At 67.6% G+C, this 12,785-nt stretch carries 10 protein-coding genes; 8 read left to right on the top strand and 2 right to left on the bottom strand.

Features of this window, described 5'->3' with window-relative positions; all coding sequences use genetic code 11:
* Window positions 1-2: 2 nt before the first annotated feature.
* From lptF to ACF8O7_RS20850, 8 genes are all read left to right on the top strand, one after another.
* Complete coding sequence (gene lptF / locus ACF8O7_RS20885) at window positions 3-1,130, top strand: LPS export ABC transporter permease LptF (protein WP_016445883.1); 1,128 nt, start codon at window positions 3-5, stop codon at window positions 1,128-1,130.
* A complete protein-coding gene (gene lptG, locus ACF8O7_RS20880; RefSeq protein WP_017407657.1) occupies window positions 1,130-2,239 on the top strand; it encodes an LPS export ABC transporter permease LptG in 1,110 nt (369 codons plus the stop codon). Before lptF ends, lptG begins: the two co-directional genes overlap by 1 nt.
* Before the next feature lie 10 nt (window positions 2,240-2,249).
* Window positions 2,250-2,663, top strand: a complete 414-nt coding sequence (locus tag ACF8O7_RS20875; protein ID WP_392444142.1) for a sirohydrochlorin chelatase — start codon at window positions 2,250-2,252, stop codon at window positions 2,661-2,663.
* A 64-nt stretch (window positions 2,664-2,727) separates the two neighbouring features.
* The gene (locus ACF8O7_RS20870) at window positions 2,728-3,669 is read left to right on the top strand and encodes a CysB family HTH-type transcriptional regulator (protein ID WP_016445880.1); all 942 of its coding nucleotides are present in this window, start codon (window positions 2,728-2,730) and stop codon (window positions 3,667-3,669) included.
* Between the two features lie 58 nt (window positions 3,670-3,727).
* Window positions 3,728-4,894 (top strand): pyridoxal phosphate-dependent aminotransferase, encoded by a 1,167-nt coding sequence (locus ACF8O7_RS20865; RefSeq protein WP_016453527.1) that lies wholly within the window; start codon window positions 3,728-3,730, stop codon window positions 4,892-4,894.
* A gap of 83 nt (window positions 4,895-4,977) precedes the next feature.
* The gene (locus tag ACF8O7_RS20860; protein WP_267178303.1) at window positions 4,978-5,940 is read left to right on the top strand and encodes a helix-turn-helix transcriptional regulator; all 963 of its coding nucleotides are present in this window, start codon (window positions 4,978-4,980) and stop codon (window positions 5,938-5,940) included.
* Between the two features lie 77 nt (window positions 5,941-6,017).
* Window positions 6,018-8,237 carry a TonB-dependent siderophore receptor gene (locus ACF8O7_RS20855; protein WP_392444140.1) on the top strand — a complete coding sequence of 740 codons (2,220 nt, stop codon included), beginning with the start codon at window positions 6,018-6,020 and terminating at the stop codon, window positions 8,235-8,237.
* Window positions 8,238-8,658: 421 nt separating this feature from the next.
* Entirely contained in the window at window positions 8,659-9,654 is a 996-nt protein-coding gene (locus tag ACF8O7_RS20850; protein ID WP_392444138.1) for a Bug family tripartite tricarboxylate transporter substrate binding protein, read from the top strand.
* Here the strand turns inward: ACF8O7_RS20850 and ACF8O7_RS20845 are convergent.
* Both ACF8O7_RS20845 and ACF8O7_RS20840 read right to left on the bottom strand, forming a co-directional pair.
* Window positions 9,590-10,825 carry an FAD-dependent monooxygenase gene (locus ACF8O7_RS20845; RefSeq protein ID WP_312839820.1) on the bottom strand — a complete coding sequence of 412 codons (1,236 nt, stop codon included), beginning with the start codon at window positions 10,823-10,825 and terminating at the stop codon, window positions 9,590-9,592. The genes ACF8O7_RS20850 and ACF8O7_RS20845 overlap by 65 nt on opposite strands.
* A 9-nt stretch (window positions 10,826-10,834) precedes the next feature.
* The gene (locus tag ACF8O7_RS20840) at window positions 10,835-12,736 is read right to left on the bottom strand and encodes a LodA/GoxA family CTQ-dependent oxidase (protein ID WP_392444136.1); all 1,902 of its coding nucleotides are present in this window, start codon (window positions 12,734-12,736) and stop codon (window positions 10,835-10,837) included.
* Window positions 12,737-12,785: the final 49 nt, after the last annotated feature.

The raw sequence follows: 12,785 nt of genomic DNA, 5'->3' as shown, positions 1-12,785 counted from the left end.
CAATGTTATTCGATTCATCCATACGCAAAGAGCTGGCCCGCAGCTTCGGTGCCACGGTCGTGGTGCTGATCACGGTCGTCATGACCATGATGCTGATCCGCACGCTGGGTCAGGCTTACAAGGGCAATGTCAGCCCTTCCGACGTTCTGCTGGTCATGGGGTATACGGTGCTTGGCCAGTTGCCCACCATCCTGGGCCTGGGACTTTTCGTGGCCGTGGTCGGTTCGCTGTCGCGCATGTACCGCGACAGCGAGATGGTGATCTGGTTCGCCGCAGGCCAGGGGCTGGCCAGCCTGCTGCGCCCGCTGCTGCGCTTTGCCTGGCCGGTGCTGGCCGTGATCGCCGTGCTGGGCCTGGGCATCCTGCCCTGGGCCAATCAGCAGATCGAGCAGATCAAGACCCAGTTCGAGCAGCGCAGCGACATCGACCGCATCGCTCCCGGTGAGTTCCAGGAGTCTGCCGGCGGCTCGCGCGTGTTCTTCATCGACAAGGACGTGCCCAGCGCCACCGCTGCCAACAATGTGTTCATCGTGGCCAATGAGCGCGGGCGCGAGTCCGTGACCTCGGCGCGCGGGGCGCGGCTGGAAGTGGTCAAGGGCGAACGCATGGCCGTGCTGACCGACGGCCAGCGCATGGAGACGCAGACCAGCGACGGCTCGGTGAAGATCAGCGAGTTCAAGGAATACGGCACGCAGCTCGGCAGCGGCAACAATCTGGCCGCCGCCGAGGAAATGGCCGCGCGCAGCACGTACACGCATGAGCTGCTGCCGCGCACCGAACCCATCTACCGCGCCGAACTGGGCTGGCGCATAGGCCTGCCTCTGGCGGCGCTGAACTTCGTGATCCTGGGCCTGGCCGTGGCCAGCGTGAACCCGCGTGCCGGTGGCAGCGGCAGCCTCATGCTCGCGCTGTTCGCCTTCATCGTGTACTACAACCTCATGACGCTGGGCGAGAACTGGGTGGCCTCGGGCAAGCTGAGCATGCCCGCCATGACGGCCCTGCTGCACGGCGGCACGTTGCTGCTGGCGCTGCTGGTGCTGCTGGTGCGGCACAGGCGCTGGTCGCCGCGCGATCTGTGGCGCAGGCCTTGCAAGCCGACTGCCCTGGACGACGCGAAGGCGGTGCCATGATGAGAGTTCTGAGAAACCTGCTGTACCGCGACATCATCGCGGCCGTCGGCTATGTGACGCTGGCCTTCCTGGCGCTGTTCTTCTTCTTCGATCTGGTCGATGAGCTGCGATGGGTCGGGCGCGGCGGCGACAACGGCTACAAGATCACGCACGCGCTGCTTTTCGTGGTGCTGCGCATTCCCAGCCACCTGTACGAGCTGATGCCCATCACCGTGCTGATCGGCACCATCTACGTGATGGCGCGCTTTGCCCAGAGTTCGGAATTCACCATCATGCGCACCAGCGGCATGGGCCCCTGGCTGGCGCTGCGCACGCTGATGGTGCTGGGCCTGGGCTTTGTGCTGGTCACCTTCGGCACCGGCGACTACCTGGCACCTGCGGCCGAGAACGCGGGCCAGAACATCCGCGCCATCCACCTGGCCCAGCTGTCACGCGGGGCCACGGGTGCCTGGCTCAAGGAGCGCCAGGGCGATCATTCCATTGCCATCAACGTGCGTGCCATTCGCGGGCCGGGCGATTTCTCGAATGTGCGCATCTTCGACTTTGACGGCCAGGGCCGCATCTCTGCCCAGATCCATGCGGAATCGGCGCAGGTGAGCGAGGACGGCGAATCCTGGATGCTCCAGGGCGTGCAGGCCAGCCGCCTGACGGCCAAGCCCGACGGCGGCATGGTGCTGCAGCGCGAGAAAGAAGACAGCATGAACTGGAAGACGGGCATCAGCGCCGAGATGGTCTCGGCCGCTTTGCTCAAGCCCGATCGGATGTCCACCATCTCGCTGTTCCAGTATGTGCGCCACCTGGAAGCCAACGGCCAGGCTGCGCAGAAGTACGAGATCGAGTTCTGGCGCAAGGTCTTCTACCCGATGAGCTGCCTGGTGATGGTGGTGCTGGCCCTGCCTTTCGCCTACCTGCATTTCCGCTCGGGCGGCATCGCGGCCTATGTGTTCGGCGGCGTCATGGCCGGCATCAGCTTCTTCCTGCTGAACAACGTGTTCGGCTACATCGGCACGCTGCAGACCTGGTCGCCCTGGCTGACCGCTGCGGCGCCGGGCCTGCTCTACAGCCTTCTTTCATTGACGGCCTTCACCTGGCTGGTGCTGCGCCGCTAGGACCGTTGCCATGCAAAACGAGACAACATCTGCCGGCAGGACTGGACTGATCCTGCTGGCACACGGCTCGCGCGACGCCTTGTGGCGCCAACCCATCGAGGCCGTGCTGAAGGCCGTTCAGCAGACGCATCCCCAATCCCTGGCCGCCTGCGCCTACCTGGAGGCCTGCGCGCCCGACCTGCCCACTGCCGCGCGCGGGCTGGTCGAGGCCGGCGCCACGCACATCACCGTGCTGCCCCTGTTCCTTGGCACGGGCAAGCATGCGCGCGAGGACATCCCGAAGCTGGTGCAGGAGATAAGCGATACCCATCCGCAGGTGGCCGTGGACCTGCAGCCGGCCGTGGGCGAGCATCCGCGTGTCACGGCCCTGCTGGCAGAACTGGCACTGGTGGCCACGGAGCCCCGTGGCGCACCGGCAAGCTGAAATAACGAATCGCTTCTTTATATAAATGCAGCATAATGGCGCGCAGCACCCTGCTGTCACCGCCATGAACCTGCACCAATTCCGATTCGTCCAAGAAGCGGCGCGCCGCAACCTCAACCTCACCGAGGCGGCCAAGGCCCTGCACACCTCGCAGCCCGGCGTCTCCAAGGCCATCATCGAGCTGGAGGAGGAGCTGGGCATCGACATCTTTGCGCGCCACGGCAAGCGCCTCAAGCGCATCACCGAACCCGGGCTGGAGGTGCTCAAGAGCATCGAGCTCATCATGCGCGAGATCGGAAATCTCAAGCGCATCGGCGAGCAGTACAGCGCCCAGGACAGCGGCACGCTGTCGATTGCCACCACCCACACACAGGCCCGTTACGTGCTTCCGCCTGCCGTGGCACGGCTGCGCGACCTGTATCCCAAGGTCACGATCAGCCTGCACCAGGCCACTCCGGCAGAGGTGGCGCGCATGGTCATCGACGAGGTGGCCGACATCGGCATGGCCACCGAATCCCTGGCCGACTACCCCGATCTCGTCACCCTGCCCTGCTACGAATGGCAGCACGTGCTGGTCATGCCCACAGGCCACCCGCTGGCGCAGAAAGAGCGCATCACGCTGGACGACATCGCCCACGAATCGCTGATCACCTACCACCCTTCGTTCACGGGTCGCGGCAAGATCGACCAGGCCTTTGCCACGCGCCGCCTGCGTCCGCGCATCGTGCTGGAGGCCATTGACTCCGACGTGATCAAGACCTATGTGCGCCTGGGCCTGGGCATCGGCATCGTGGCCGAAATGGCCATGCGCGACGACCCGGTCAATGACCTGGTCGTGCGCCCCATGGGCCACCTGTTCGGCCAGAGCGTGGCACGCGTGGCCATCAAGCGAGGTGCCTACCTGCGCAATTTCGTCTACCGATTCGCCGAACTGCTCAGCGACCGCCTGACGCGCGATCTCATCATGCGCGCCATGAACGGCCACGTGCACGACTACGAACTCTGATCCTCCGCCCCACCGGACCTGCAGTGCGGGTCCGCTCCCGCTGTCCGCTGTTTCCGCCATGACTTCTGCCACGCCCCGCACGCCCGCCTTCCCCAGCCGCCTGCCCCATGTGGGCACGACCATCTTCACCACCATGTCGGCCCTGGCCGCCGAGCACCAGGCGGTGAACCTGGGCCAGGGCTTTCCCGATTTCGGCTGCGACCCCAGGCTGGTCGATGCCGTCACGGCCGCCATGCAGGCCGGCCACAACCAGTACCCGCCCATGCCCGGCCTGCCCCAGCTGCGCCAGGCCATGGCCGACAAGATGCAGGCGCTGTACGGCCGCAGCTACGATGCGGGCACCGAGATCACGGTCACGGCCGGCGCCACGCAGGCCATCCTCACCGCCATCCTGGCCACCGTGCATGCTGGCGACGAGGTCATCGTGCTCGACCCCTGCTACGACAGCTACGTGCCCAACATCGAGCTGGCCGGCGGCGTGCCCGTGCGCGTACCGTTGACGCCGGGCAGCTTCAAGCCCGACTTCGCCAAAATTGCCGCCGCCATCACGCCGCGCACCCGGCTTTTGATCATCAACAGCCCGCACAACCCCAGCGCCACCATCTGGAGCGATGCCGAGATGCTGCAGCTGCAGGAGCTGCTGGCGCCCACCGACGTGCTGCTGATCAGCGACGAGGTCTACGAGCACATGGTCTACGACGGCCGCCAGCACCAGAGCGCCGCGCGCTTTGCCGGCCTGGCGGCGCGCGCCTTCATCGTCTCCAGCTTCGGCAAGACCTACCATGTCACGGGCTGGAAGGTGGGCACCGTCGCCGCGCCGGCCGCACTCACGGCCGAGTTCCGCAAGGTCCACCAGTTCAACGTCTTCACCGTCAACACGCCCATGCAGGCGGGCCTGGCCAGCTACATGGCCGACCCCGCGCCCTATCTTCAGCTGCCCGCCTTCTACCAGGCCAAGCGCGACCTGTTCCGCCAGGGCCTGGAAGGCTCGCGCCTGCGCCTGCTGCCCACGGCGGGAACCTACTTCGTCTGCGCCGACATCTCGGCCGTGTCGGACCTGGACGAAGCCGCGTTCTGCCAGTGGCTGGTCAAGGAACACGGCGTGGCCGCCATCCCGCTGTCGGCCTTCTATGGCGACGGCTTCGACCAGCGCGTGGTGCGCTTTTGCTTTGCCAAGCAGGACAGCACGCTGCGCGCGGCACTGGATCGGCTGCGCAAACTCTGAGGTTTGTGGGCGAGCGGGCCTGCAGCCCCGGATAATGAGAAGCATTCTCGAATCCAGCTGCGGGCCATTTGTTCCGCTCACCCATGCCCTCCTCCTCCCAGCGCTACACCACGGCGCAGCTCGACGCCATGCGCCAGCGCCACGGTTTCAGCGTGCGCTTTCTCTCTGCCGTCTCCGAAAACGATTGCATCTTCGAGGGACAGGTGCAGGAGCACCAGCTGCCCTCGGGCCTGCAAATGGTCAGCTCCGACATCCGCATCGACCACGGCTATGAATCCACATCCGAGCACCCGCGGCGCTTCACCGCCGTGGTCCTGCTGGACGGCCAGGCCGAGCTGCAGTTGCCGGGCGCCCGCCGTGCACTGAGCGTGACGCGCCATGCGGCGGCGGCATTCTCGTGCGGCGACACCGAGATTCTCAAGGCCACCCATGCCGCAGGCCAGACGGTGCGCGGCTTCAACCTGTCCATCGAGGCGCCCGAGGCCTGCGCCGATGCCGAACTGGCCGAGCTGCTGCACCAGGCCCTGCGGCAACCCGGCCCGCCGCTGCATGCCTGGTCGCTGCCCGAGCATCTGGCGGTGTCGCTGCGCCAGTTGCTCGATGGCGTCTGGAGCGGCAGCCTGGCCCGGCTGCACCGCGAAGGCATTGCGCTGCAGCTGCTGGCCTGCGCACTGCAGGCACATGCGCAACCGCGGCCTGCGCCCTTGCCGCGCATCCATCCCCGGGACAGGCGCGGCCTGGAGCGCGTGCGCGAGTGCATGGATGCAGCGCCGGGCCAGGCGTACAGCCTGGACGACCTGGCGCGCCTGGCCTGCATGAGCCCGACCACGCTGCGCGAGAAATTCCAGGCCGCCTACGGCCAGACCGTGTTCGGCTGGCTGCGCGAGCGCCGAATGCAGCTGGCGCGCGAGCGGCTGGCACAGGGCTGGAGCGTGCAGGAAGCGGCCGACTGCGTGGGCTTTCAGCACGCCAGCAATTTCGCCACGGCCTTTCGCCAGCGCTTCGGCCACGCGCCCAGCCAAGGCAGCCTGCGTCGCAAGCCATAGGACTGGCGTCGCCGGGAACAGGCGGCGGCGGCGCACATTTCCCACAATCCGGGCTCACGCCCAGGACCATGGAAATGATGAGCATTCGCATCCAAAACCCCGCCCCGCGACACCCACAAGGCGCGCGGCCCCCCCTGTCCCTGCTGATCTGTGCCCTGTGTGCCGCCCCTGCGTCAGCAGTCTGGGCCGCCGACGAGGACAGGCCCCCTGCCAGGAAAGGCGACACCGAACTGGGCACCGTCACCGTGCGCGCCGCCGCCGATGCCGGCACCACCGAAGGCACGGCCCGCTATACCAGCGGCTCCACAGGCACGGCCACGGGCCTGCAACTGTCGGCACGCGAAACTCCGCAGTCGGTCAGCGTGATCACGCGCCAGCTCATGGACGATGCAGGCCAGCTCACGGTCTCGCAGACGCTGGAGGCCTCCGCGCCCGGCCTGTCGGTCAGCCGCAGCGACAGCAACCGCTACCAGTTTTCCTCGCGCGGCTTCGGCGTCAGCAACTTCCAGTTCGACGGGCTGGCCTCGCCCATCAACAGCCTGTGGAACTTCGGCGCCACCGACATGGACACGGCCTTCTACGACCGCGTGGAAATCGTGCGCGGCGCCACGGGCCTGCTCAATGGCTCGGGCGATCCGTCGGCCACGGTGAACTTCGTGCGCAAGCAGCCGCGCGAGACGGCGGGCGGCCATGCATCGCTGACGCTGGGCCGCTGGAACCTGCGCCGCGCCGAGGCCGATCTGTCCCTGCCGCTGGACCGCGAAGGCCGCGTGCATGGCCGCGTCGTGGCCGTGCAATCGGACAGCGACAGCTACGTCAGCCACTTCGGCCAGCGCAGGCAGGGCCTGTACGCCGTGGTCAGCGCGGCCCTGACGCCCGCCACCCGGCTCGTCACCAGCCTCGAATACCAGAAGAACACCAGTCCCGGCATGGGCGCCGGCTTTCCGCTGTTCTATGCGGACGGCAGCCGCACGGCCTTCGACCGCTCGGTGTCCAACAACACGCGCTGGTCGCATTTCGGCACGGAGAACACCACGGCCACGCTGGACCTGACGCACCGGCTGGACAACCGCTGGCTGCTGCGCGCCGCCTACAGCCGCAACGACGGCAACTACGACATGCGCTACGTCTACCGGGGCGGCGCGCCGGACGCCAGCACCGGCCTGGGCATGGCCAACTCCTTCATCAAGTACCGGGGCGACCGCTCGCGCGACAGCCTGCACCTCACGGCCAGCGGCCCGGTCGCGCTGTTCGGGCGCCAGCACGAGATTGCCGTGGGCTGGAACCATGTGCGCGACGACATCGACATCCGCCGCTACGCACCGCTGGGCACGCCGCCTGCCACGGACAACTTCCTCGACTGGCGCAACGGCAGCCTGGCCGAGCCCGGCTGGTCCGACGTCTCCAACGGCGGCGACGACAGCCGCATGCGCCAAAGCGGCGGCTATGCCGTGGGGCGCCTGTCGCTGGCCGATGGCTGGACGGCCGTGGCCGGTGCCCGGCTGAGCCGCTGGTCCACGCGCCAGAACTACTTCGGCAGCCTGCGCGACTACCGCTACAGCAACGAAATCACGCCCTACGCCGGCCTGCTGTGGGACATCGATGCCCGGCACACGGCCTACCTGAGCTACACGGAAATCTTCACGCCCCAGAACTACCGCGACAAGCAAGGCAGCATCCTGGACCCCATCACCGGCCAGGCCTTCGAGCTGGGCCTCAAGGGCTCCTGGCTGCAGGACCGGCTGCAGGGTTCTGCCGCGCTGTTCCAGACCCGCCAGGACAACCTGGCGCAGGACACGGGCGAATTCATCGACGGCACCACGGACCAGAAGACCTACCGGGGAGTCAAGGGCGCGCAGGTGCGCGGCATCGACCTGGAACTCAGCGGCGAGCCGGCCCGAGGCTGGCGCCTGGGCGCCAGCTACACGCACTACACGGCGCGCAGCGCCAGCGGCGCCGCCTTCAACACAACGCACCCGCGCAGCCTGGTCAAGCTCACGGCCATGCGCAGCTTCGAGGGTGCGCTGCAAGGCCTGAGCCTGGGCGGCAACCTGCGCTGGCAAAGCCGCATCTGGCAGAACGTGACCAACCCGCTGCGCCAGAGCGTGCAGGTAGGCCAGGGCAGCTACCTGGTGGTCAACCTCTCGGCCCACTACCGCCTCGACCCCACCTGGTCGGCCAGCGTGCAGCTCAACAACCTGCTGGACCGCCAGTACTACAGCCAGATCGGCTTCTACAACCAGGGCTGGTGGGGCGAGCCGCGCAACATGACGGTGAGCCTGAGGGCGGATTTCTGAGCTGCATCGGCATTGGCGTCGGCATGGACATCGGCAATGCCCGCCCCAACCCCGGCGCCGTAACGGGCGCCGGCCCATGCCATGGGGCGCATCGTGCACGTCCACGCAGGCGCCGCAAAGCCGCATGTTCGCGGGCAGTTGCACGGCAGCGCCGGAGGCGGATTCAGCAGCGGTGCGGTCCTTGCCACAGGCGAGTCCAGGAGCCTTGCGCCGTGATGGCAGGCGCAATGACGGGCGCATGTCAACGCAATCCTTCTCATTTGCCGAGCAAGGCCGGACAGGTCATTCGCCCGCCGCATGACGTCCTGCCAAAACATTGATTGACGTCAAGACAGCCACCGCCCAGCATTGGCCCGCCTGAAAAATCCGCCGCTGGCCCCAGCCGCTGCGCCACCAGAACATCGACAAGGAGACATCCCCCATGCCCCGTACCCTTTCACGCAAGCAATTCCTGCGCGCTGCCGCGCTGCTTGGCGCCACTACGCTGCTGCCCCTGCCCCAGGCCTGGGCGGATGCCTACCCGGCCCGGCCCGTCAAGCTGGTCGTGCCCTTCGCCCCTGGCGGCAATACCGATGTGCTGGCGCGCATGGTGGCACAGGGCCTGTCCGAGTCGCTGGGCCAGCCCGTGATCGTGGAAAACATCTCCGGCGCCAACGGCTCCATCGGCGCCAGCCGCGTGGCTTCGGCGGCCAATGATGGCTACACGCTGCTGTTCGGCACGGCCGGCACCCAGGCCATCAACCAGAGCCTGTACAAGAACCTGAGCGAGAAGAACCTGGGCGATTTCGAATACGTGGCCCTGGTCACCACCATCCCCAACGTGCTGGTGGTCAACGAGGCGCGCACGCCCGCCAGGACGGTGAAGGACCTGGTGGCACGCGCCGCCGCGCAAAAGACCGGCATGAGCTACGGCTCGCCGGGCAGCGGCTCCACGGTCCACCTGTCGGGCGAGCTGTTCAAGAGCGCCACCCAGCTGGACATGGTGCATGTGCCCTACAAGGGTAGCGCGCCGGCCCTGACCGACCTGCTGGGCGGCCAGATCGATTTCATCTTCGAGAACGTGACGCCCGCCCTGCCCTTTGTGCAGTCGGGCAAGCTCAAGGCCCTGGCCGTGACCTCGGAGCAGCGCCTGCCCGCCCTGCCCGATGTGCCGACCATGAAGGAAAGCGGCTACCCCGCCTTCGTGACCGGCACCTGGAACGGCGTGCTGGCGCCCAAGGGCACGCCGGCAGCCATCGTCAAGCGGCTGGAGGATGCCACGCTCAAGGTGGCGGGCCATGCCGACTTCAAGTCCAAGGTGACGGCGCTGGGCGGCGAAGTGCGCCTGCTGGACTCCAAGGCCTTCCGCGAATTCACGCGGGCCGAGTACCAGCGCTGGAATGCCATCGTTCAGACGGCGAAGCTGGAGCGGCAATAACGCCGGCTCCGTTCCCCGCCTCCGGCGCCCGCTGGCGGCGGGCCCAGAACGTCTCGTTCGCCCAGCGCGGCTCCAGCGCATAGTAGTGCTCGTGATGGCTGCGGTACGCGGCGCGTATCGACCGGATCCACGCATCCCAGGCAGGCAACGCACCGGCGTCGCCCGCCAGGCTGCGGCGCACGGCCAGGGCGGCCTCGCTGCCGGTGACCAGGCTGTTGAGCAGGCCCTGCGATGCCAGCGGATCGAAGGACAGGCAGGCATCGCCCACGGCCAGCCAATCCGGCCCGCTGGCTGCATCCAGCCATTGCTCGTGGGCGGCGGCCACCCGCAACGGCTCCAGCACCTGGCTGCCCACGCTGCGCGCGCCCACCAGGGCCGTGCGATCGGCCATGTCCAGCAGATCCGCCGTGCTGCGCAGGCGGCGGGCTTCGGGCAGGTCGATATCGGTCTGCCAGGCAATCACGCAACTGCCATCAGGCAGATCGGCGCTGTACCACCAGCCTTCGGCATCCGACTCGATCATGGTGGTGCCTGCATGCTCATGCGATGGCGGCTCCACCCAGGCGTGAAAACAGACCAGGCGGCCGTCGCGGCGGACCTCGGCACCCGCCTGCCGGGCCACCCGGGCCGCGCGGCCCGTGGCATCGACCACGATGCGGCAGGACAGCTCCAACGGGCCGTGCGCCGGGTCGCCCTGCGCCCTATCGATCAGGCAGCGCCAGCGCATGGGCGCGCCCGGTGGCTGGCGCTGCAGGCTGCGCAGCGTGGCGGGCACCAGGCAGGGCACGCCACGGCTGCGCGCAGCCTCCAGCAGCATGGCGTCGAAGCGCTTGCGGTCCAGGTGCCAGCCCGCGCCATGCGGGTCGAACAGTGCGTCCTGAAAGATGACCTCGGAGCTTCCCCACAGTGACCGCCGCGACCAGGCAGGACGGTGGCCCTGTGCCGCGAACGCATCCCACACGCCCAGGTCGGACAGAATCACCCGGGCCGCAGCGGGCAGGGTTTCGCCAATGGCCCGCCCAGCCTGCACGGCGCGTCCTACCAGCGCCACGCGGCAATGCCCTGCCAGCTGCGCGGCAACGGCCGCGCCCGCCGGTCCCGCGCCCACGACGAGCACATCCAGTTCATCCGGCAGCGGCGCGGTGGCCATGGCATGCGCAGACATAGACATGGCCGCCATTCAGCGCGGCAGCACCGGGCCGCGCTGCGTCAGGGCGCGCAGCTGCTCTTCGTTGTCTGCGTCGAAGGGCTCGATGCGGGGAGGCGCTTCCTGCCCGGCCGGTTGCACGGCAGTCTTGAGCATGTGCGACGGCGCCGGGGCGATGCGGTTTTCCACCTGCATCACCGGCGGGAAGTCCTTGTCGCCACGCGGGCCCGGCCGATTCTCGATGACGCCCATGTCACCGAAGTGGCTGATCATGCGGTTGATCTCGCTCTCATAGCCTCCCTCGCCCAGGGTGCGGAACCACGACTCGCGCCGGTTGAAGGCGGCGACACGCTGCTCGCGCGGCAGTTCGGTATCGATGACCTTTTCATAGGCCTCCTGCGTCAGCACCTGGTTGGGCACGCGGGCCGGCCAGAACGTGGGCAGGTAGGGGTCGTAGCGCGGGCCGTAGCCGGCGTAGTAGCCGCTGCGGCAGCTGGCGGTGTCGGTCTGCCAGGGAACGGCCATCCAGCGCGTGAGGTCGCCGGCCACCTGCGCATACAGCGGCCCGCTCTCGGACAGCGCCGCGGCGGGGGTGAGCCGCGAGCCGTAGAGCTGCAGCTCGGGCGGGTTCTCGGCCGCCTCGCGGATGCGAAATGGCGCCCGGTACATGCTGGCGTGGCGCATGGGCCAGGTGATCTCGCAACCCGGGTGAAAGGCATCGGCCAGGCAGTCGTCCATGGCGGCATGGTCGAGCATGGTGGGCTGCTCCTGCAGCGGCACATCGGACAGCTGGGCCGGGTACTTCTGGCCGGGCGTCCAGTCGGAGAGAAAGTGGCCTGCGGCCCACAGGTCCAGCATCCTCAGCTGCGTGGCCGTCAGCGCCGCATGCTGGCGCGGCGTGTCGGCCGGCGGCACGGCCATGGCGTCGCCATACAGCCAGGGCCAGGGCTGGGGGGATGCGCCGTCCCGGTCAAAGCGCCGGAAGGCATTGGCCACCTGCTGGCGCAGCTCGGCCCAGGTCGTGCCCGGGCTGTTGAGCCTGGCGATCCACGCCTCGTCATCCGCACTGGCGGCGGCACCCCAGCCGAACTGGGCGGCAAAGCCCTTGTTCGCCCACTGCAGGCTGCTCTGGCGCTGGAGTATGGGCAGAATGTGCCGGCTGAAGGAGACCTGCAGCGGAAACACAGCCATGCCCGAGCGGATGAAAACATCCTCCATCAGGTCCTTCATGGTGCGCACCGACTTCATCTGCGGGCCGTAGTTGGGCGGCGCAACCGTGACCCATGCCGCATCCACCGGCACGGAAACGCCGTCCACGACGACCTTCGCGCGCACCGGGCCGTCGGCCACATCGTCATGCCAGCCCTCGTTGTTCGCGAACGTGGTGGCCTTGCTGCCATCCACGGAGGCAGAGACGCCACGGCCTCCCAGCACGAGAAGCTGGCCCGTCTTTTCAATGCGCAATTCGCCCAGATAAACCGGCTTGCCGCAGAAACTGCCGCTATCGAATACCACCGGGGCCGAGCCTTTGGCAATTCGGCGGGCTCCCGGTCGAATGGCCAGGCTTTTCCGGTCCTTCACCGTGACATTGCGCAAAATCGTGGGATCGGCCGTTGCGGCTTCAGGCACGTCCAGCGCCAATTGGAATTGATACCAGGCGGCTTTGGTATTGGCCAGTTCGACTTCCCATTCGATTTCGTCCTGGTCGGCCGTGAGTTCACGCACCACTTCGCCTGCGGCGTTGTAGCCGTAGATGCGAAAGCGCGCAGCCTGGCGCTTGAGCGCGCCCTGCGCATCACGCAGGCTGCCCGGCGCCATGGGCGGCACATGCATCAGCTCGGGGCCGACATAGTACTCATCCGGGCTATTGCCAATACGCGCCACACCAATTCCCGGGTGTATGGCAGCACGCACAATGGTTGAGTCGATTCCCATTTGTCGCCCTTTCAGTTGCTGAGGCACTGATTGCAACAAACGGTATCAA

Origin of the sequence: Delftia sp. WSY_16 (genome assembly GCF_043104415.1) — a bacterium.
Lineage (GTDB): Bacteria > Pseudomonadota > Gammaproteobacteria > Burkholderiales > Burkholderiaceae_C > Comamonas > Comamonas tsuruhatensis.
The sequence above is the reverse complement of the archived record's forward strand: the minus strand, read 5'-3'. Positions and strand labels throughout refer to the sequence as shown.